We start from the raw sequence: 21,812 nt of genomic DNA, 5'->3' as shown, positions 1-21,812 counted from the left end.
CTATAATTGAAAGTTATATCTTTTTATATTGTTCTATATTATATCACTAATACTAAATTTTTTCCACTTCAAAAATTATTACTTTTTTAATTACATTGAAAATTCATGTCCGATGTATTCATATATTAAGACTTTTATATTTTTTAGTAAGGAATAATGATTAAGTAAATAAGGTTGGATAATAAATTTTTAAAAATACTCCCTTTTTATTTTATTTTTAGAAATATTCTTTAAAATTTAACATTTCTTTTAAAATATTACTTTAAATAGTATATACAAAACTAAATAAATATGTTATACTGATAAAGTAGTATATTTTATACTCAAGAAATTTATTTATTTTTACGTTTAAGGAGGATTTTTCTATGAAGAAAAGATTTTTGACTCTGCTATTAACGTTTTCATTATTATTAGGAAGCACAAGCACTCTTTTTGCTAATGAAAAAGTTAATACAGCTCCAAAAATTACAAAAACTGAAAATAAGTTTAAAGGCGACGAAAACGAAGAAAAAACTTATATTGTAGTTTTAAAAGAGGATTCTAAAGTAGATTTTGAGAGCTTAAAGACAGCAGAAGGAAAGAAAGCAAGAGAAGCTAAAAGTAAAGCATTAATCAAAGCTTTTAAAGATGAGCTTGCTAAAGCTGAAATAAGTTATGAAGCATATTATGAATATGACTTGTTATTTGCTGGAATTGCTTTAAAAACTAAGGTTAAAAATATTAAAACAATTTCAAAAATGAATTCCGTTGAATCTGTTGAAGTTTCAAATGAATATTTAAAACCTACAGTTAAAGAATCTAATAAAGAATTTAATTCTAAGAGAAGAACAAGAAGTTTAGATTCAAACAATCTAATGAAAGTTACAGACGAACTTAGAAAGAAATATAATGGTCAAGGTCGTGTTGTATCTGTATTAGACACAGGTGTTGATATAAATCATGATATCTTAAGAGTTACAGATGTTTCAAAAGGAAAATATCCAACTAAAGCGTCTATGGATGATAAGATGAAAGAAGCTGGAATTAGTTATGGTAGCTGGAGAACTGACAAAGTTGTTTATGCTCATAATTACAGCACAAACGGAAAAAATGTAAAAGAAGAAATCAGAGAAGAATCTCATGGTATGCATGTTTCCGGTATTTCAGTAGGTAATCCTAAAAATGAAGCTGAATTTAATAAAGAAGATGGAACAACTAAAAAAGAAAGAATTATAGGTACTGCTCCTGAAGCACAACTTATTTTTATGGGAGTTTTCCAAGGACAATCAACATTTACTCATATTTATGCGAAAGCTGTTGAAGACTCTGTAAAACTTGGTGCTGACAGTATTAACTTAAGTTTAGGTGCTCCTAACGGATCTATCGCATCTGTTGGGAAAGCTATGGAAAAAGCTATTGCTTATGCAAGAAAAATGGGAGTTATCGTAGCTATCGCAGCTGGTAATGATGGCCATTTTGGTGCATTCAATGACAAACCTCCTGTTACAAATCCTGACTATGGTACAGTTGGAAGTCCAGGGGTTGCAAAAGACGCTTTGACTGTTGCAGCTATGTATACTGATGTTGAAAGAGTAAGAACTATAAGTATTGAAGGAGTTAAGGGTGGATTAAAGACAGGTGATTTCTTCCCTGCTTATGATGATGAGGGAGATCCTATTCCTGAACAAAACTTTATCCCTTCTGGTCAAGATTCACAAAGCTATAATGTAGTTGATGCAGGTCTTGGAAATACAGAAGCTGACTATAAAGATAAAGAAGTTAAAGACAAACTTGTTATTGTAAAAAGAGGTGGAGCTACTTTTGCAGATAAGATTATTATGGCTCACTCTAAAGGTGCAAAAGGTGTTATAATATACAACCACGAAGACGGTGGAGATGATATCATCAATATGGCATTTGGAGAGCAAATGTCACAAGTAAAGATTCCATCTGTATTTGTTGGAAACACAGCTGGTAAGAAAATTCTTGCAAATTTAGATAAAAAAGTTAAATTTACAAAACAATTAAGCATTATACCTTATGCTAATGGTGGACAACTAACTGATTTCTCATCTTATGGTTGGGCATCTGACGGAACTTTTAAACCTGATATAACTGCTCCAGGTGGACTTATTTATTCTTCAATAAATAATAATAAATATACAACAATGAGTGGTACTTCAATGGCAACTCCTCATATAGCAGGTGCTGTTGCCCTTATAAGAGAAAGTTTAAGCCAAAGACATCCTGAAATTAAGGGAGAACAAGAATATGATATTCTAAAGGCAATGATGATGAGTACAGCAGATCCTGTTAAGGAAGCTGGAACTGAAAATTATGTTTCTCCTAGAAAACAAGGTGCTGGTGCTATCAATGTTGAAAAAGCTACTTCAAGTGAACTTTATGTATTAGATAGCAATAATAATCCAAAAGTTTGGTTAAATGATGTTGATAGTAAATTTGATATCAAATTAAAAGTTGTAAATATTGGAAATGAAGCAAAAACTTTAAAATATAAAACAGTTTTAGGTACTGATGAAAATGATGGTAAAAAATTTGCTTTAAAGACAAGAACTCTTGAAACAATTCAAGGAAAAGAAATCACTGTACCTGCAAAGAGTTCAGTAGATGTAACAATAACAGTTGATGCAAGTAAGTTTGAAGAAAAATTAAGTAAACAAATGCCAAATGGTTACTTCTTAGAAGGCTTTGTATTCTTTGAAGATGCAAAAGACGGAACAAAAGAAGTTAATATAGCATTTAGTGGATTTAAAGGAAAATGGGCAAATGTACCTCTTTGGGAAAAACCTGTTTATGAATTTGATTTAAACAAAGAATTTCCAATGTATATGTTACAAGGAAATACTTATACAGGAGATGTTACATCTCTTGTAACTTCTGAAAATAATCCTTATGCAAGAGGAAAACAATGGAATGACGGTAAAGGAACACAATATAATTTTGTTGGAAGCAAGGGAGAAATTCCTTTAGGTTTCGATGCTGGTAATTTCAAATTTTCAAAAGAAAACTTGGCAATCTCTCCAAATGGAGATAATAATAAAGACTTTGTCGCATTCAAAGGTGTGTTCTATAGAAATGCGCAATATATAAAAGCTAGTGTTTATGATGAAAAGGGAAATCTTGTTTATGAAAATGGCTCAGGTTATGCATATAAAAATAGTGATAACTACAGTGCAGATGCTTCAAGATCAAACTATGTAAATCAAACTTATTGGGCTGGAACAACAACTGATGGCAAAGCTCTTCAAGAAGGAAAGTACAAATATGTTATAAGTGCTAACTCTGAAACAGGTGGTTCTGCTTTTGCTGAACAAAAAACAGAATTTGAAGTAAAAGTTGACGTTACTGCTCCAAAGATTGCTAAACCTAAGGTTGAAGGAAATATCTATAAACCAGAAATTACAGATAATCTAAGTGGTGTTGAAGAAACATTCTTAAGATATATTGATAAAGATGGAAAAACTCAATGGATTACCGCTAAAGATGATGGTACTTTTGAAATTCCTGAAGGAATAGATCATAAGAATATTTATATTCATACTTTTGACCATGCAGGAAATATCGCATCACTTAATTTAGATGGCTCTGAATATTCTGCACCTCAAATAAAACCACAAGATTTAGGAGCAAATATTAAACCAGTATTTAGAGTAACAAATTATAAAGACTTTGAAGGAAATCATATTGAAGGTTCTGAAAAACTTAATATGTTCCCAATTGAAATTAATTGGAGAGAAAAAGTTTGGATTAACTCTAATGGACAAGGTTGGAATTCTATGAGTGCATTTAACTATGTTAATGGATTACTAAATGTTACTCCAGGAAGTCATGAATTCTATATAGACCAAATTCCTGATGTTTATGAACCATTAAAAGAACAATCAAAGACTGTTAAGGTTGAAAAAGGTAAAGAATCAGAAGTTGTTTTTGAAACTAAACAAAAAGAAGAAAAGATTCCAAAGGGATTTGGAGAAGTTAATATCAGATTACAAATAAACGACTATTCTGATAACTATATGGGACCAGGCGCTACTTATGTAATCAAAGATAAAGACGGAAAAGAAATTAATAGAGATACTTTAAAAACATATACTAAACTATATGAAACTGCAGTAAAAGATAAAAACGGAAAACTAACAGGACTTAATTTCTTTAAAGATTTAATGACTATTTTACCTGTTGGAGAATATACTGTAGAAATTAAAACAAAAGATGATTCTCTAAAATTTGAAACAACTTCAATTAAATTTACAGTTGAAGAAAATAAACCAAAGAAAGTAATCTTCAAAACACAAGAAACTATCAATGATATTGTAAATATTTCCTTTGAAGGTTTAGATAAACTTCCTGAAGGAATCAAAGTAACTTTAGAAAATCTTGAAACTAAAGAAAAAATCGCTTTAAAAGAAAGTAAATTTAATAAAAAAGTATTCTATGGAGATATTCCAAATGGTAAATACAAAGTTACAATAAAAGTTCCAGAAGGATATAGAGTTGATAGAGATTCATTTGATATTACAGTTAATAATGCTAAAGTTAAAGAAATTGTAAATATCAATAAGTTAGTAACACTAACAGATAAAAACAAGAAAGTTACAGTTTCAAGTTTTGATTTAAAAGAAGATTGGACTTTAGTTGCTGAAGTTAAAGATAAAAATTCAGTTGAAAAACTAAAAGATTCTGAAGCTGATTTATATGACATTTACTTCCTTGATAAAAATGGTCAAAAGATTAAATTACCTAACGGAGAATATAATGTTTCTATAGTAAAAGCTGAAGGAAAGACTGCAAAAAATGTTTACTATGTAAATGATAAAGGTGAACTTGATGCAGAAAAATTTGAAATTGATCAAAATGATAAAAATGTAACATTTACAACAACTCACTTCTCAGGTTATGCGGTTGATTACGGTAAGGTTAATCAAGATCCACAAAAACCAGAGGACCCACAAAAACCGGAAGACCCACAAAATCCAAATCCTAACCCAGGAAATCCTACTAATCCAGGACAACCGGGAGAAGATGATAATCAAAAACCTGGACAAGATGGAAAGAACTCAACAAATCCACCTAAAGATAATAGTAGAAAGGGTTCTAAGAAAAAAGGACTTGTTAAGACAAATCTTGATTCTAAAGTTTTAGGACTTGTTGTAGTTGCAATTGGCTCTTTGGGAATGACAATAGTTGTAGGTAAAAAAAGAAAAAATAAATAGAAAAAGATAATTTAAAAAGTGGTTACAATGTAACCACTTTTTTGTGTCTTTTTAAGAAGAAATGCTTTATCTAAAAAACTATTATTGCTTATTTCATCATTTTATATTAAAATATTGTTAGTGAAATGAGTTTTTTTAAGGAGTTATTATGATTTATTTAGATAATGCCGCGACTACGAGAGTTCGCGATGAAGTTATAGATATTATGGTCAAATATTTAAAAGAAAATTATGGAAATCCATCATCTCTTTATGATTTTGGATATTCCGTTTCTAAAGATATAAATTCTTGTAGAGAAGTTATAGCAAAATATATAAATTGCAAGGCTGAAGAGGTATTTTTTAACTCCTGTGCAACAGAGGGTAATAATACTGCAATTTTTGGAGCGATTTCAACTGCAAAGGGAAAAAATATTGTTTCAACGGAGATAGAACACTCTTCCGTTTTTAATGTCTATAAATTTTTAAAAGAGAAAAAAGAGATTAGATTTTTAAAATTGGATGAATTTGGATATATCGACATTGAGAGTGTAAAAAATCTCGTAGATGAAAATACTGAAATAGTTTCAATAGCCTATGTTCATAATGAACTTGGCATTATTCAAGATGTTGAAAGCATTGGAAAAGCTATTAAGGAAAAGAATAAGAAATGTATTTTTCATGTTGACTCTGCACAGGCTTTTGGGAAAGTCAATATTGATGTAAAAAAATCCAAGATTGATATTTTAACTTTGAGTGGACATAAAATTCACGCTCAAAAGGGAATTGGAGCAATCTATGTAAGTAAAAATATAAATTTAAGACCTTTTGTTTTAGGTGGAGGTCAGGAAAAAGACTTTAGATCCGGAACGGAAAATGTGGCTGGAATAATGGGTTTAAAAGTCGCTACCGAATTTATGTATGAAAATCTTGAGAATAGAAAAAAACAATTGAAAAATTTAAGAGATTTACTGATTTCAGGTATTTCAAAAATTGAAAATCATAAATTTTTAACTAATAAAGACGGAGTTCCAAATATTGTAACAGTCGCTTTTGAAAATATCAGAAGCGAGGTGCTTTTACATTTCTTGGAGAGTGAAAAGATTTATATTTCAACAGGCTCTGCTTGTAGCAAGGGTAAAAAGAGTAGAACTTTTGATGGAATAGGTCTTGATAACAAATACAATGATGGGGTTGTAAGGATTTCTCTTTCCGAGTTTAATACAGAAGAAGAAATTAAAGTTTTTATTGAAAAATTAGAAAAGTATGTAAATGAAATTAGAATGATTATGAAAAGAGGAAGATAATGGATTATTTAATCAGTGTCAGCTTTGGAGAGCTGACTTTAAAGGGAGATAATAGAAAAGATTTTGAAAATAGGATAATAAGAAAGATAAAAAAAGCGATAGCAGATTTTGAAGTTGAAGAATTTTACAAAGAGCAGGGAAAAGTCTATATAAAGGCAGATAGAGAGCTTTTTGATGAAATGATTGAACAAATTAAAAAAGTTTTTGGAATTTTTTATATCTGTGAAGTTTTAAGAACTGAAAAAAAGCTTGAAAATATAAAAGAAGCTACAAGAGTTTTAGTGAGTGATTTAGGAATAAATGAAGAAAAAACTTTTAAAGTATTTGTAAATAGAGTTGATAAGAAATTTACTCCAAAATCTCCTGAGCTTTCAAGAGAGCTTGGAGGCGCTGTTCTTAGAAATTTCGGAAATCTTTTAAAGGTTGATGTTCATAATCCACAAATGCCAATTTTCGTAGATGTTAAAGAATATGTATATGTCTATGTAAAGAGATATAAGGGCTTTGGTGGACTTCCAATAGGCTCAAGTGGAAGAGGACTTTTGCTTCTTTCAGGTGGAATTGACAGTCCCGTTGCTGGTTTTGTTATGGGCAAAAGAGGTATGGAAATTGGTGCAATACATTTTCATTCCTATCCTTTTACAAGTGAAAGAGGAGAGGAAAAAGTTAAAGACCTTGCGAAAATCCTTTCAAATTATGTTGGAAAATTCACAATGACAAGCATAAATCTTTTACCTATTCAAAAGGAAATTGCAAGTAAATGTCCTGAAAAAGAAATTACTATTCTAGGTAGAATTTTTATGATGAAAATTGCAGAAAAACTTGCAATTAAACAAAATTATCATGCACTAATTACAGGAGAAAGTCTTGGACAGGTTGCAAGTCAAACTATTCAAGGAATTACAGTTGTGGATAAATCTACTGAAATATCAATTTTAAGACCTTTAATAGCAATGGATAAAACTGAAATCATTGATATTGCAAGAACGATTGACACTTATGAAACAAGTATCTTACCTTTTGAGGACTGTTGTACTGTGTTCTTGCCAAAACATCCGGTAACAAAACCAAAGATTGAAGATATAAATAATAGTTTAGCTCTTTTAGAAGTTGATAAACTTATTGATGAAGCATTGGCAAATAAGAAGGTGTATGACATAAATGAACAATAATACAAAAGGATTTTTATATGCAATTTCCGGCGCGATTTGTTGGGGATTTTCGGGATTTTGTAGTGATTATTTATTTTCTGTTAAGAAAATATCTCCACTTTGGGTTTCTCCGATAAGACTTTTGACTGCATCTATAATTCTATTTTTCTTATCACTTTTTGTGGTTGGTAAAAAAACTTTTGACCCACTAAAAGATAAAAAAGATATTTTAAGACTTATTAACTTTGGAATATCTGGACTTGTAGGGGCTCAATTTACATATCTTATGGCAATTTCCTATTCAAATGCAGCTACTGCTACAGTTTTACAATGTTTAGGAGTATCTTATCTAGTTTTATATGTATGTATAAGAAACTTAAGATTTCCGACAAAGGTTGAATTTGTATCTTTGTTATTTGCATTAGTCGGGACATTTTTAATTACAACACATGGAAATTTAAATTCTCTTTCAATAAATTCAAAGGCGTTATTTTGGGGATTGCTTGGGGGAATTGGACTTGCAGCCTATAGTTTAACCCCCGTTGAATTACTTAAAAAATTTAATTGCTTTTCAGTTTTAAGTTATTCAATGTTTATTGGGGGAGTTTTTTTGACTTTACTTTTAAAACCTTGGACAATATCTGTTGAATGGGATTTTTTAACTATTCTTGCATTTTTAGGACTTATAGTAATTGGAACTGTAATTTCATTTTTCCTTTTTATGAGTGGAGTTAATTTAATCGGATCTGTAAATGCAAGTCTTTTAAATACATTTGAACCACTATCAGCAATATTTTTTAGTGTAGTTTTACTTAATTTGAAATTAAAATTAATTGACTTTATTGGCTTTTTCCTAATAATCTCGACAGTATTTATACTAAAAATAGGAAATAAGAATAATTTCAGATAATATTAAGCGAATTAATTTAATCACTTTACTTTTTATTAGAAATGTATTACTATATAGTTATACATTTATTAAGGAGGTGTATTATGAAAAAAATACAAAAAATAATGATGGCTCTTGTTCTTTGTTCAATTTCTATTGGAGCGGTTGCTTGTTCATCTAGTAAGATAAGCAATGAAGACCTTGTTAAAAAAGTTAATGAAGCTACAAAATCAGTAACAAGTTTAAAATCTAAAAATGCAAGTACAGTAAGTATAGATGTTAATAGTAAAAAAGTAACAACTAAATTTGATTTAGAAACTGAAATGACTAAAGAACCATCAGTGGTAAAAATTAGTGGAAAGTCTGAAACTTCCGGAAATACTGTTATTAATAATCAGTATATTACTACAGATACTTATTATTTTCAAAATAATTATAATAAACAGTGGTATAATCTTAAAGAAGAAAGTACTAGAAAATTATATGATGGTCAAAAAAATTCAGCTGATTATGCAAATATAGTTGAACTTTTGACTGCTTTGGAAAAGAATTTGAAAATAGAACAAAAAGATTCAAACTATGAAGCTACTTACTCAGGAACTGATGATGCAATTAAGGAACCTTTGAAGAAAATTATAATAGCTAGTCAACCTACTTCAAAAGGTGTTCTTAATAATGATATAGAATTGGAACAATTTGATGTAAAATTTATAATTGATAAAAAAACATTTAACCCAACAGAATTTAATATAAAAACTAAATTTAAAGTTCTTGTTGCAAAACAAACATTAAATATAGATGTAGATTTTAATATTAAATATTCTGATGTAAATGGTGTTAAAGAAATAATTATTCCTGATGAAGTTAAAAATTCTCAAGAATGGAATAACAAAAAAAATTAAATATAAAAAATTTTTAATACAGATAAGCTCTAGTTTGTCTGTATTTTTTTACGAAATTTATTTTAAGTCTTTACATTTTTAAAAAAATATATTACTATATAGTTGTACATTTTATTTAGGAGGTATAATATGAAAAAAATAAAAAGAATTTTAATGGCATTAGCTATTTGTTCACTTTCTATAGTTGCAGTAGGATGTTCTTCTGATGAAAAGAAAAATACTACTAACAATACGAATGAAACAAAAGAAACAAAATCTGAAAAATTATCAAATGAGGAAATTGTAAAGAAGATAAATGAAGCTACAAAAGAAATTAAGAGCTCAAAAATACAAGCTGAAAATAAGATGGTTATGAATTTAGCCGGTAACAAAACAGAAACAGCTATAAATATGAATATGGAAACAAGCTCTGATCCTGTTGTTGTTAAAATGAGTGGCTCAATGAATGCAATGGGACAACAAGTTAGCTTAGATATGTATTTTACAGAAGATGCTGTTTATTCTAAAAATGTTATAACAAAAGAATGGGTTAAGATTACAGATCCATCAATGAGAAAAACAATGGAAGCTCAAAAAAATGCTTCAAATATGGATCAAATGTTAAGTATTATGGATTCTGTTCAAAAAAATCTAAAAATTGAAGATAAAGGTTCAGAATATGAAATTTCTTACTCAGGAAATGATGAATCAGTTAAGGAAGCATTGAAAGAAGCTATAGGTAAGAGCCAACCAAACTTAAAAAATTATATGCAAAATGTAAGTATTGAAAAATTTGATTTCTTCTATAAGGTTGATAAAAGTACATTTATGCCAAAAGAATATTCAATGAAAACTGTTATAAAAATTTCTCAAGGTGAAAAAGAAATGTCTTTTGATATGGATTTAAAAGCAACACTATCAGATATCAATAAGGTTGCTCCAATTACATTACCTGATGAAGTTAAAAATGCAAAAGAAATGAAAACTAACCAATAATTAAAAAATTAATGCAGATAAACTCGTGTTTATCTGCATTTTTTATGCAATATTTTAAGTCTTTACTTTTTTAAAAAAATATATTACTATATAGCTAGATATTTATTAAGGAGGAGTTATGAAAAAAACACAAAAAATTCTAATAATGCTAGCAATTTTTTTGATTTCTATTGGGGTAGTTGGTTGTTCTTCAAATAAGGAGGAAGATAAGAAAAATATAGCAACTCAAAAAAAGAAAATAAATCTAGTAAATTATCAGGTGAAGAAATTTTTAAAAAAGTTAATGATGCCACAAAAGAAATTAAGAGTTCAAAAAGAAAAATGGATTATAGCGAAATTATGTCGGCTGCTGGTAAGAAAACTGAAACATTAGTAAATACAGAGGCAATAACAACTGATAATCCAAGCATTACTAAACTATATAGTACAGTGAATTTACTAGAAAAAAAATCTAATGTTGAATCATATTTTACCGATGGAGTTGTTTATGCTAAAAATGAGAAATCAAATGAATGGTTTAGTATTGAAGATGAGGAACTAAAAAAATCATTATACACAGAAAAAGAATTTACAGAAATTAATGGAATTATGGAAATCATAGAGTCCGTAAAAGATAAGTTAAAAATGGAAGAAAAAGATTCTGAATATGAAATTAGCTATTCAGGTGCAGATGCATCCATTAAAGATTATTTAAAAAAAGTTACTTTTATGGATGAAGATATTTTAGAAAAACTTCTGGATATAGTGGATATAGAAAAAATTGAGATAAATTATAAAGTTGACAAAAGTACTTTTATGCCAAAAGAATATACTCTTCAAATTAAACTAAAAATACGAGAAGGCAAGGAAGATGATCATTTTAAAATAAATTTAAAAGCAGTATATTCTGAAATCAATAAAGTTGAACCAATAAAATTACCAGATGAAGTAAAAAATGCACAGGAATATAAAGGTAATTAAAATTTTAAGCAGATAAACTCTATTTTATCTGCTTTTTAACTTAAAAATAATCAAAAACTTTACTTTTTATTAGGTATGTATTACAATATAGTTGTACATTTTAATAAGGAGGTACAATATGAAAAAAGTACAAAGAATATTAATGGCTCTTGCTATTTGCTCAGTTTCTCTTGTAGCAGTAGGGTGTTCATCAAAAGATAACAACAATAATAACAACAATAATAATAACAATAATTCAAATAATAATCAAAAAAAAGAAAATGTTATATCAGCTGAATAACTTTATAATAAAGTTTTAGAAGCTTCAAAAAATGTAAAGAGTTCAAAAGTTAAAGTTCAAAGTAAAGTAACAAGTGATATTTTTGGCAAAGGGGCAATTTGTAATTCGGAAATTGAAGCAACAATGTCTTTAGAACCATTTACAGTTAAATTAGATGGTAAGACTACTATAGTTGGACAACAATCCAGTGGATACAATATGTATTTTAGTAAAGAAGAAATGTATTTTCTATCATCATTGGATAAAAAATGGTATAAAGTTAAGGAAGGAAATTTCAAAAAAATTTTTGGACAACAAAAGAATGTTGGAAATTTAGATGCTATTCCTGAATTAATTAAGGTTCTAGGAGAAAATCTTTCAATAGTTGAGGAGGGTTCAAACTATGTAGTTACTTATTCTGGAAAAGATGAAGTAGCTAAACAATCACTTACAAAATCCATACTTTCAACTCAACCTACTTTGGCAAAATCATTTGAAAATATGACTCTTGAAAATTATGAAGTAAAATATATAATTGATAAAACTACTTTTTATCCAGTAGAAAGTGAGATAAAGATAAAAGCTACAGTTAAACAGGAACAAGGGTCTGTATCATTTGATTCAGAAACGAAATTTACCTATTCTGATATAAATAAGGTTGAGTCGTTAAAAATACCAGATGAAGTTAAAAATGCAAAAGAAATGAAATAAAGCGAAAAGAAAACAGAAATATTTTAATGCAGATAAATTTCGATTTATCTGCATTTTTTAAATTAGTTTAAGGCTTTACTTTTATGAAAAAATATATTACTATATAGTTGTACATTTATTAAGGAGGTTTAATATGAAAAAAGTACAAAGAATTTTAATGGCTCTTGCTATTTGTTCACTTTCTGTTGTCGTGGTAGCTTGTTCATCTAAAGAGGATAAAAAGAAAACTACTACAACAGAAAATAAAGATAATAGTAAAAAAGAAGAAAATAAAAAAGAAGAAGAAAAAGGAACTAAAGTAGATAGTTCAGAGTTTCTTCAAAAATATACTGAAGCAATTAAAACAGTAAAAAGTTCAAAGGCTGTTGTTGAAAAAAAACAAACAATAAATGGTGATAATGGAACATTTGTTTCTACTGTAACTATGGATATGTCAATGTCTGATAATCCAACTATTATAAAAATTTATCGTACTAGTCTAAGTTCTGAAAATAAAAAGACAGATAATGAGCAATATATTACAGATAGTGTAATTTATAGTCAACATTATCAAACTAAAGAATGGTCAAAAGCTACATTTGAAGCCATTAGAAAGCTAAGTGATGGAAGAAGAGATCTTGTAAACTATAAGAATGCTCTAGAATTTTTGACATCTGTAAAAGATAATTTAACAGTAGTACAAAAAAGCTCAACTTATGAAGTTACTTATTCAGGAAATGATTCTTCATTTGGAGATGTAATTTCAAAGGTCTTAATTTATATTGATAGGAGTACAGAAAAATTACTTAAACAGGTAAAATCTAGTGGTTTTGAATTTAAATTTATAGTAGATGCAAAGACTTTTTTACCAACAGAATTTTATATTAAAGCTAATTATGATTATTATGAAAATGGGCAAAAAGTTGATGGACTTGGAATGGTTGAAGAAATATCCGCAAAATATTCAGATGTAAATAATGTTGAAGCTATAACAATTCCTGAAAATGTTCTAAATGCGAAAAATGCAGATCCAAATTTGCCTGAAGCACCTTCAGTTCCCAAATAATGATATGAACCCCTAAATCTGAACAAAGACTTTGGGGGTTTTTGTATGTCAAAATATAAATACTCCAAATATAGCAATTCATTCCTTATATTTACTTTTTATTATAAATATATTACAATTTAGTGGGGGTTTTATATGAAAATAATGAAAAAAATTCTTTTTGTTTTTTCTATTTGCCTATTTTTTACTATAGCAGTTGGCTGTTCATCTAAGGTTGATAATACTAAAAATGATGAATTGGTTAAGAAAGTAGCAGAAGCTACAAAATCAGTAAAAAGCGCAAATGCAAAAATAGAAACTATACAAAATTTTACAAGTCCAGATCAAAATGCCCACTCAATTATAAAATTAGATACATCAATGACAGTAAATCCAGCCATTGTAAAAATAGAACGTAATGCAGAAAGAGATGGACAGAAGTTTGAGAGCATGTTATATATTACAGATGATACTATCTATATAGAAGATATTAAAAATACAAGTTGGAAGAGGGCTACTAACGAGAAGTTTAGAGAAGGATATAATGGAAAAAGAAAACTTACAAACTTTGAAATAGTAACGGAATTTCTAACTGCTATTCAAAATAAAATGAAAGTAGAAGAAAAGGAATTAAGCTATGAAATTACTTACTCAGGAAGTGAAACCGTTGTTAGTAAAGTCCTTAATGAAATTCTAGACTCTGTTCAAACAGGAACTGAAGAAATAAGAAAGCAACTATTGGTTGAAAAAGTTGAAGTAAGATATATAATTGATAAAAATACATTTTTACCAACAGAATGTGAAATAAAAGCTAAATTTGCATATTTCAAAGATGGGCAAAGAATTATTTCCGTTTCTTTAGACGAAGAATTTACCGTAAAATATTCTGATATAGACGAAGTTAAGGAAATAATAATCCCTGAAGATGCTAAAAATGGAAAACTAATTGAAACGGATTTATCTTATAAGTAACAATAGTTCAATTTTAAAGGGAGTTAAAATCTGATGTATATTCTAGAAGGTATTGTAAAAGCAATAGGATTAGTTGTTTTAATATCAATTTTAATGTTCTTTGCAAAGAAACCAACAAAAGAAAATAAATTTGAAGCAAAAAAATACATAAAATGGATTATTTTAATAGAAATTATCTTGATTTTTTATGTAATACTAATGCGATTATATTTTGAATACAGCTTTCTTTCATATACATTTGTTATTGGAATAATCATATCCGTAACAACAGCTTATAGACTTATGGTTTATGTTAGAGAAATGGCTTGGTTATCGTTTTTTAAAAAATATGGAGATTATAGTAAAGGAAAAGCTCCATTATACTACTTTAAATATCATCTTTACAGTCTCTTTTTTGGAGAAAGAGATGGTGGGTTCTTTCTTTTTGGTTTTGTTGAAATAATACTTATACTATTTCCAATGGTAATATTTTCTAACTTACTAGCTTTTCTAATATCAAATTTATTTTTAGGAAATGGTTGGAGTATTGTTATATAAATAGGATAATTATTTTTTAATTATTAAATTTTTCACTTACTTTTCTCATCAATTTATGAATAAACATTAAGTTAATTAGCATTATTATAAAACACAATAAAGAAGCTATAATTACACTAAATGTTGAATAAAGAAGCTCAACAATTACTTTGTTTATTAAAAATAAACTTATAGGTAAAAGTAGAATACTAGTTACAAGTGCTGGAATATATCTTCTTATTATAATACTTGAGATTATATGGATAACTAGATGTACTGCAAAGGCAATAAATACTCCAATCCAAAGAAGATAAATCTTAAAATAAATACTTACAGTAGTTATGATTATAGTTAATAAATACTCCTCTAAAACAGCAACTGAAAAAGCTTCTGTAGTTATATTTTGATAAGTTTTTGAAATTCTGCTGTATTTTTTTGTAATATCTATATTTTTTTCAAGCCAAATTCGAAGTCCTATTATCTCTTCCATTTCATGAACCATAAAAACAACTGGAAATAACCATAAAACATCTTGCATTTTATCACCTCTATCTTTGTAATTTTCATAAAAAAGGGAGTCTATTGACTCCCATAATTAATTATCTTATTGTGGAATAAATCCTATTTTATATCTTGTTTTTGAAAAATTAAAATAGTTAAAGCTGAACAAACTATAATCCATACAAACATTGCAATAATAAATATTGTGGTACTCTTCGCTGTTGAAGCTCCGCTAGCAATAGTTGCTATAAAATTAGGAAAAAGTCTTGATATGCTCTTTGATTTTAAAATTAGTTGTTCAACTAAAGTTATAATTATTGTTGAGAATATACTTAAAATTATAGAAATTGCAATAGCGGCTCCTGAACTTTTAACTATAAAAGTAATTAGTGTATAAATTGAGCTAAATGCCCAAAGTGAAAGAATTGAAAGTCCTGATAATTTTAAAATCTCTATTAGTTCACTAGATTTTATTGAAGTTTTTGTAAATATAATCATTGTAGCTAAAGCTGTAGCAACTGTTAAAGCTACAAAAACTATTGCTAATATATAACTCCAAATTAATTTTGAAAGAACTATTTCATGTCTCTTTATTCCTTTGGATGCAACATTTTTAATCGTTCCTGTTTTAAAATCAGTTCCTATAAACATACAAACAATTATTAAGAATATTAATGTTGAAGGATTTGTTACAGTTCTATAATAGGAAAAAGGAATAACTTTAGCTCCCAATTTTGATGCTCCAGCGGCAAATGTGAATATAGTCAAATCAGCAATAGCCATTGAAATTAATATACAAATCCACCAAAATTTTGATTTGTGTAATTTAAATCTGTCATAACTTAAAACTCTATTCATGTTTACCTCCTATAAGTTCCATAAAATAATCTTCCAAGTCAACATTCTTAAATCCATAAGATGTAGGAATTACACCTTTTGCAGTTATTTGTTTAAGAATTTCATCTGAATTTTCATTTTTGGAAATTGTAAACTTACATTTTTCTTTATCAAATGAGTAATCAATATTACTTTCTTTTAAGAAATCTTCTGCGCTCTGAACATCATCTTCTTTAACTTTTATTTCAAAGCCATCTTCTGTTTTTTCATCAAGTTCTTTAGCAGTAAATTCTTTAATAAGTCTACCTTTATCTATAACTCCATATCTTGTTGCCAATTTATGAAGTTCTCCTAAGATATGGCTTGAAACTAAAACAGTAATATTCTTTTCTTTATTTAATCTTAAAATCAAATTTCTAACATCTCTAATACCTTCAGGATCTAGTCCATTTGTAGGTTCGTCAAGCACTAAAAATTCAGGATTTCCTACAAGTGCAAGAGCTATTGAAAGTCTTTGTTTCATACCAAGAGAAAAATCTTTAGCTTTTTTCTTGCCTGTAGACTCAAGTCCTACAACACTAAGCAAATCGTCAATTTCTGAACTGCTAAGTTTAACTCCTACAGCCTTAGATTGAGCAATTATATTATCTTTTGCTGTCATCTTAGGGAATAATGCAGGATTTTCTATAATACAACCTGTTTTATCTCTTCCTTCGCTTAGATTACTTGAACCAAAAAGCTCAATTTCACCACTGTTTTTTTCACAAAGTCCCAATAAAATTCGAATTAAAGTAGTCTTACCAGCACCATTTCTTCCGATAAAACCGTAAATATCTCCACGTTGAATATTCATATCAACGTTATTTACGGCATAATTTTGTCCGAACATTTTAGTAAGACCTCTTATTTTTAAAATATCGTCCATAAAAACCTCCTTATAAAGTTCTTGAACTATATTTTAACACAAAACAGTATCTATATCAATATTATTGTGAAGTAATAAGGTTAATCTTGTTTATATGATGTAGAGCAACAATGAAGGTAGAGATTCTACTTATTGAATGCTGTACTTCTACTATTTTCTAAGAGTTTTGAACTCATTCCTACAAACCAAGTTAAGACCATTGGGATTACCCAACCAAGACTTAAGCTGTAGAAAGGAAGACTTGAAACTAATTTTGTTACTAATGGTAAGGTTAAATTTACACTTTGTAATGATTCTACAACAGCTATAAAAGTTACTGTATAACAAACTAATCTATAAGTAAATTTATTGTATCCAAAATATTTTTCTGTAAGTCCAAGTAGTATTAAAACTATTGAAACAGGATAGATTGCAACTAAAACTGGAACTGAAACTTTTAATATTGTGTTAAGTCCGAAGTTTGCAACTAAGAATGATAAAAATGTCCAGAAAACTATCCATTTATTATAAGATACTTTTTCTTTTGTCATAGTTTCGAAGAATTTACTTATACTTGTTATAAGACCTATACAAGTTGTTAAACAAGCTAGAGTGAATATACTTGCAAGTAAAACTATTCCGAATTTTCCAAATACATATTGTGAAACTGTTGTTAATATTTCAGCACCATTTTTTACATTTTCAGTTAAACCTGAAGTTGTCATTCCTATATAAGCAAGCATTGCATAGATTACAAAAAGGAAAGAACCAGCAACTAAACCAACTTTTACAGTATAACTTATAACTTTTTCCTCATCGTTAACTTGGAAAGATTTTATAGCAAGTGAGATTACAAGGCCGAAGTTTAAAGCGGCTATTGTATCCATTGTATTATATCCTTCTAAAAATCCTTTAACAGTTGAAGAAGTCGCGTAATCTCCAACAGGACTTGTTACAGCATTAGGATTGTTGAAAAGTACTCCAACAAACATTACTGTTATAAGAAGTAAAAGTGCAGGAGTTAAGAATTTTCCCATTCTTGTTACTAATTTACTTGGTTTTAAGCAAACTAAATATGCAACTAAAAAGAATACAAAAGTGTAAACAAGTCTTGAAACACTTACTGAAACATTTTCTGGTAAAAATGGAGCAACTGCCATTTCAAAAGGAAGGCTTCCTGCTCTTGGGATTCCAAGTCCAGGTCCTATTGCCATATATATCATAGTAGTAAATATAATTGCAAAATATTTATCTACTTTTCCTGCTAAATTCGAAAGACCTTTAGTCTTTGCAACACAAACTACACCCAAGATAGGGAATACAACTGCTGTTACTCCAAAGGCTAATAAACTTTGAAAACTTGCAGAACCTGCTTGTTTTCCTAATAGAGGAGGGAATATTAAATTTCCTGCTCCGAAAAATAACCCAAATAGCATTATCGCTACGCTAAAAAATTGTTCTCTTGATAAATTGTTTTTCATAAAAAACCTCCTAAAATTTAATCTTGGACATTTTGTTTAAATAATCTCATTATATAAATGGTGGTAAATTATTTCAAAAAAAAAGTCCTTTGTTCTAATAGAACAAAGGACGAAATAACTTTCCGCGGTACCACCTTAATTTTTCAAAAAATGAAACACTCAAACATCTAACAATGTCGGGTTTTTGTAACGCAAACCACTGCGGGATTCCTTACTCATTTCACGAATCCTTTGTAAAAGATGATTTTCAAAAATTTTCCGTATTAGTTCACACCAACCACTAACTCTCTTAAACTTTCAATTTTCTACTCTTTCTTTCAAATTTAAAATTTATTTTCATTATTTTATCATCTAAAAAAATATTTGTCAATACTTTTTTTAAATTTTTTTGTCCAGAACTTTAAAATAATACAACATTAAAATAATTATTCTCTCATCAAGCGAAAAAATATGAATATGTTGATTTTATTTATAATAAATGTTAGAATTAAAATTACAAAATAGTCAAGGAGGTTTAAATGAAAAACAAGGATATTAATTTACAAAATTTGCTAATTTTTTCTGATTTATCAACTGAAGAGATTGATACTTTTAAAGATGAATTAAATATAATGAGATACAAAAAAAATACATTTTTATTTAAACCTGGAGATAAAGCCAATACCATGTATATAATTGTAAGTGGTAAAATAAAAGTCTTTACGATAAGTAGTTCTGGAATTGAACAAATGCTATATATCTATCAAAAAGATGATTTTATAGGTGGACTTAATCTTATCAAAAAGACTGGTTATATCTACTATGGACAAGCTATTGAAGATACTTATGTAATCTCTCTTTCTAAAGAAAACTTTGACAAGATTATAAATAAATATCCAAAAGTTACAATAAAGATTTTGGAAGAATCCTTTTTGAGAATTCGTCATGCAGAAGATTTAGTCACTAGACTTATAGAAAACAGCGCAGATGTAAAAGTAGCATCACTTCTTTTAAGTTTAGCTAGAAACTTTGGAGTAAAAAAAATAGACGGAATAATGTTGGAATTAAATATAAGTCGTGAAAATATGGGCTCATTCGCAGGACTTACAAGAGAAACCGTAACTCGTAAACTTGCAGAACTAAATGCAAAGGGAGTAATAGAGCTGATTGAAACGAAAAAAATACTAATAAAAGATGTAGATTATTTAAAAGATATTATAGTACAGAGATAATGGAAATTATCTCTTTTTTATTGTGAAACAACAAGGTTCCCGGGAACCCACCCGATGCAAAGCATCGTGGAAAGGTGGGGTTCTTATTGCTAAAAATTCACTTTAATATATAAAACAAAATAGTTCACGTCATAGCACTTTGTAAAGAAATGCTACCAACACGTCATTTCGACTGTAGCGTTAGCGGAATGAATCTAGCCCTAACTCTGCTTACTTGTAAGCAGAAGTAGGTCTGACGGAGTCATTGTAGCATTTGATAAAAGGACTCTGGAAATCTCAACTATTGCTGGTAAGCAATAGTATTTCTGAAAGAAATAAAAAAACAAAATTTCTATATGTATCGTAGATACATAAAAAAATTTACTAATTGGTTATTTTAACAAAAAACGTTCGATTATATTTAAGATAACTTAACCATAGTTATTGACTTATTTTCCTTTAGATGATAAAATTTATTTGACTAAAAGTCAAATATATTTTAAGGAGTATTTTATGAAAAAATTACTAAGAATATTTTTAGTTTTAACTATGATTCTTGGAATTACTGCTTGTTCTTCAAAACCTGCAGAAAAGAAAGAAACTACAGTTGAAAAGACAGAAAAGAAAAAACTAAATGTTTATTGTGCAGCCTCAATGACTGAAACAATGGAACAAATCAAAAAAGTATATGAAGAAAAACATAAGGATATTGAATTAGTTTATACTTTTGATTCTTCAGGAACTTTAAAGAAACAAATCGAACAAGGAGCTGAAGTAGATATTTTCATTTCTGCTGCTCAAAAACAAATGAATGCTTTGGATAAGTCAAAGACTCCGGAAGCTAATGTAGTTATTGACGAAGCAACTAGATTCAATCTTTTAGAAAATAAAGTTGTTCTTGCGGTTTCAAAGGGAAATTCTTTGGGTCTTAAAGATTTTACAGATTTAACAAAAGCTGAAATTTCTAAAATCGCACTTGGGAACTCTGATGTTCCAGTTGGACAATATTCAGAAGAACTTTTGAAAAACTTAAAAATCTGGGATGAAATTCAAAAGAAAGTTACTTTAGGAAGCAATGTTAAAGAAGTTACAACTTGGATTAAAGAAGGGGTTGCAAACTGTGGTATCATCTATGCAACTGATGCTTATTCAGCAGGACTTGAAGTTGTTGCAACTGCAAAAGAAGGAATGATTAAGACTCCTGTTTTATATCCAGCAGCAGTTTTGAAAAATTCTAAAAACTCTAAAGAAGCTAAAGAATTTTTAGAATTCTTAAAAGGCGACGAATGTAAGGCAATTTTTGAAAAAGTTGGTTTTACAAGAGCAAAGTAATTTAAAAAAATAATATAAAAAAATAGTAGTATGAAAGGGAAGTGTTTATGGATTTTTATCCTCTTTTGAATTCGCTAAGAATTGCATTAATTTCTTCTGTGATAACTTTTTTTATCGGGATATTCTTAGCATATTATATTTCAAAACTTAATAGATTTGTAAGGGGAATTTTGGATGTTATTCTAACACTTCCCTTAGTATTACCACCTACGGTTATCGGCTTTTTCATTTTGAGATTATTATCTCCGAAAAGTGCAATCGGAAGTTTTTTCTTGGAAAAATTTTCAATAAGACTTGTTATGAATTGGTATTCTGCAATCTTTGCAACTGTAGTCGTAACTTTTCCTCTAATGTATAGAATAGCCAGAAGTTCTTTTCAAAATTTCGATATGAATTTAAAATACGTTGCTCAAACACTTGGAAAGAGCAATACTTGGATTTTTTGGAGAATAACTTTGCCTAATTGTAAACAGGGGATTTTGGCAGGACTTGTTTTAAGTTTTGCAAGAGCCTTGGGAGAATATGGGGCGACAAGTATGGTTTCAGGCTATACTCCAAATGATACTGCGACAATTTCAACAACTGTTTATCAACTTTGGAGAACGGGAAATGATGCTTTGGCTTATAGATGGGTGCTTGTTAATATTGTAATTTCATTTACAGTTCTTATCATTATAAATATGTTGGAAAATAAAGCGATTAAAGAATAA

19 protein-coding genes, 1 pseudogene and 1 other annotated feature are annotated in these 21,812 nt (G+C 28.4%); of the genes and pseudogenes, 16 read left to right on the top strand and 4 right to left on the bottom strand.

The genetic code is table 11. From position 1 onward, the window contains the following. Window positions 1–365: 365 nt before the first annotated feature. From VJI77_RS06120 to VJI77_RS06060, 13 genes and pseudogenes are all read left to right on the top strand, one after another. The gene (locus VJI77_RS06120; protein WP_323988752.1) at window positions 366–5,213 is read left to right on the top strand and encodes a S8 family serine peptidase; all 4,848 of its coding nucleotides are present in this window, start codon (window positions 366–368) and stop codon (window positions 5,211–5,213) included. A gap of 148 nt (window positions 5,214–5,361) precedes the next feature. Next, complete coding sequence (locus tag VJI77_RS06115) at window positions 5,362–6,498, top strand: cysteine desulfurase family protein (protein WP_323988751.1); 1,137 nt, start codon at window positions 5,362–5,364, stop codon at window positions 6,496–6,498. Beyond that, a complete protein-coding gene (gene thiI, locus VJI77_RS06110) occupies window positions 6,498–7,670 on the top strand; it encodes a tRNA uracil 4-sulfurtransferase ThiI (protein WP_323988750.1) in 1,173 nt (390 codons plus the stop codon). Before VJI77_RS06115 ends, thiI begins: the two co-directional genes overlap by 1 nt. Next, the gene (locus tag VJI77_RS06105; protein ID WP_323988749.1) at window positions 7,660–8,559 is read left to right on the top strand and encodes a DMT family transporter; all 900 of its coding nucleotides are present in this window, start codon (window positions 7,660–7,662) and stop codon (window positions 8,557–8,559) included. The genes thiI and VJI77_RS06105 overlap by 11 nt, the downstream gene beginning before the upstream one ends. Window positions 8,560–8,642: 83 nt before the next feature. Next, window positions 8,643–9,440: a DUF6612 family protein gene (locus VJI77_RS06100; protein ID WP_323988748.1), complete on the top strand. Its 798-nt coding sequence runs from the start codon at window positions 8,643–8,645 to the stop codon at window positions 9,438–9,440. Window positions 9,441–9,569: 129 nt separating this feature from the next. Beyond that, window positions 9,570–10,415 (top strand): DUF6612 family protein, encoded by an 846-nt coding sequence (locus VJI77_RS06095; RefSeq protein WP_323988747.1) that lies wholly within the window; start codon window positions 9,570–9,572, stop codon window positions 10,413–10,415. A 118-nt stretch (window positions 10,416–10,533) separates the two neighbouring features. After that, the gene (locus VJI77_RS06090; protein WP_323988746.1) at window positions 10,534–10,788 is read left to right on the top strand and encodes a hypothetical protein; all 255 of its coding nucleotides are present in this window, start codon (window positions 10,534–10,536) and stop codon (window positions 10,786–10,788) included. Next, the gene (locus tag VJI77_RS06085; RefSeq protein ID WP_323988745.1) at window positions 10,737–11,375 is read left to right on the top strand and encodes a DUF6612 family protein; all 639 of its coding nucleotides are present in this window, start codon (window positions 10,737–10,739) and stop codon (window positions 11,373–11,375) included. The genes VJI77_RS06090 and VJI77_RS06085 overlap by 52 nt, the downstream gene beginning before the upstream one ends. A 118-nt stretch (window positions 11,376–11,493) precedes the next feature. Next, window positions 11,494–11,655 carry a hypothetical protein gene (locus VJI77_RS06080; RefSeq protein WP_323988744.1) on the top strand — a complete coding sequence of 54 codons (162 nt, stop codon included), beginning with the start codon at window positions 11,494–11,496 and terminating at the stop codon, window positions 11,653–11,655. Window positions 11,656–11,667: 12 nt separating this feature from the next. Continuing rightward, a pseudogene (locus VJI77_RS06075) lies at window positions 11,668–12,345 on the top strand (DUF6612 family protein); the annotation flags it as partial. A 133-nt stretch (window positions 12,346–12,478) separates the two neighbouring features. Further along, window positions 12,479–13,390 (top strand): DUF6612 family protein, encoded by a 912-nt coding sequence (locus VJI77_RS06070; RefSeq protein ID WP_009354831.1) that lies wholly within the window; start codon window positions 12,479–12,481, stop codon window positions 13,388–13,390. Window positions 13,391–13,525: 135 nt separating this feature from the next. Further along, a complete protein-coding gene (locus VJI77_RS06065; RefSeq protein WP_323988743.1) occupies window positions 13,526–14,341 on the top strand; it encodes a DUF6612 family protein in 816 nt (271 codons plus the stop codon). Between the two features lie 33 nt (window positions 14,342–14,374). Beyond that, a complete protein-coding gene (locus tag VJI77_RS06060) occupies window positions 14,375–14,878 on the top strand; it encodes a hypothetical protein (protein ID WP_323988742.1) in 504 nt (167 codons plus the stop codon). Window positions 14,879–14,894: 16 nt separating this feature from the next. Here the strand turns inward: VJI77_RS06060 and VJI77_RS06055 are convergent, their stop codons facing one another. The 4 genes from VJI77_RS06055 to brnQ form a co-directional block, all read right to left on the bottom strand. After that, the gene (locus VJI77_RS06055) at window positions 14,895–15,395 is read right to left on the bottom strand and encodes an HXXEE domain-containing protein (RefSeq protein WP_323988741.1); all 501 of its coding nucleotides are present in this window, start codon (window positions 15,393–15,395) and stop codon (window positions 14,895–14,897) included. 83 nt (window positions 15,396–15,478) lie between these two features. Further along, the gene (locus tag VJI77_RS06050) at window positions 15,479–16,216 is read right to left on the bottom strand and encodes an ABC transporter permease (RefSeq protein WP_313961399.1); all 738 of its coding nucleotides are present in this window, start codon (window positions 16,214–16,216) and stop codon (window positions 15,479–15,481) included. After that, window positions 16,209–17,120 carry an ATP-binding cassette domain-containing protein gene (locus VJI77_RS06045; protein ID WP_323988740.1) on the bottom strand — a complete coding sequence of 304 codons (912 nt, stop codon included), beginning with the start codon at window positions 17,118–17,120 and terminating at the stop codon, window positions 16,209–16,211. The genes VJI77_RS06050 and VJI77_RS06045 overlap by 8 nt, the downstream gene beginning before the upstream one ends. Window positions 17,121–17,245: 125 nt before the next feature. Beyond that, the gene (gene brnQ / locus VJI77_RS06040; RefSeq protein ID WP_323988739.1) at window positions 17,246–18,580 is read right to left on the bottom strand and encodes a branched-chain amino acid transport system II carrier protein; all 1,335 of its coding nucleotides are present in this window, start codon (window positions 18,578–18,580) and stop codon (window positions 17,246–17,248) included. 102 nt (window positions 18,581–18,682) lie between these two features. Next, window positions 18,683–18,906: a binding site (T-box leader), on the bottom strand. A gap of 192 nt (window positions 18,907–19,098) precedes the next feature. Here brnQ and VJI77_RS06035 point away from each other — a divergent pair. From VJI77_RS06035 to modB, 3 genes are all read left to right on the top strand, one after another. Then, window positions 19,099–19,791, top strand: coding sequence for a Crp/Fnr family transcriptional regulator (locus VJI77_RS06035; RefSeq protein ID WP_293439806.1), 693 nt, complete (start codon window positions 19,099–19,101; stop codon window positions 19,789–19,791). A 492-nt stretch (window positions 19,792–20,283) separates the two neighbouring features. Beyond that, window positions 20,284–21,102 (top strand): molybdate ABC transporter substrate-binding protein, encoded by an 819-nt coding sequence (gene modA, locus VJI77_RS06030; protein WP_323988738.1) that lies wholly within the window; start codon window positions 20,284–20,286, stop codon window positions 21,100–21,102. Between the two features lie 47 nt (window positions 21,103–21,149). Then, the gene (gene modB / locus VJI77_RS06025; RefSeq protein WP_009448367.1) at window positions 21,150–21,812 is read left to right on the top strand and encodes a molybdate ABC transporter permease subunit; all 663 of its coding nucleotides are present in this window, start codon (window positions 21,150–21,152) and stop codon (window positions 21,810–21,812) included.

The organism is Parvimonas sp. D2 (assembly GCF_035282635.1).
Lineage (GTDB): Bacteria > Bacillota > Clostridia > Tissierellales > Peptoniphilaceae > Parvimonas.
Note: the sequence above shows the minus strand (reverse complement) of the source record. Positions and strands in the feature narration are given on the sequence as shown.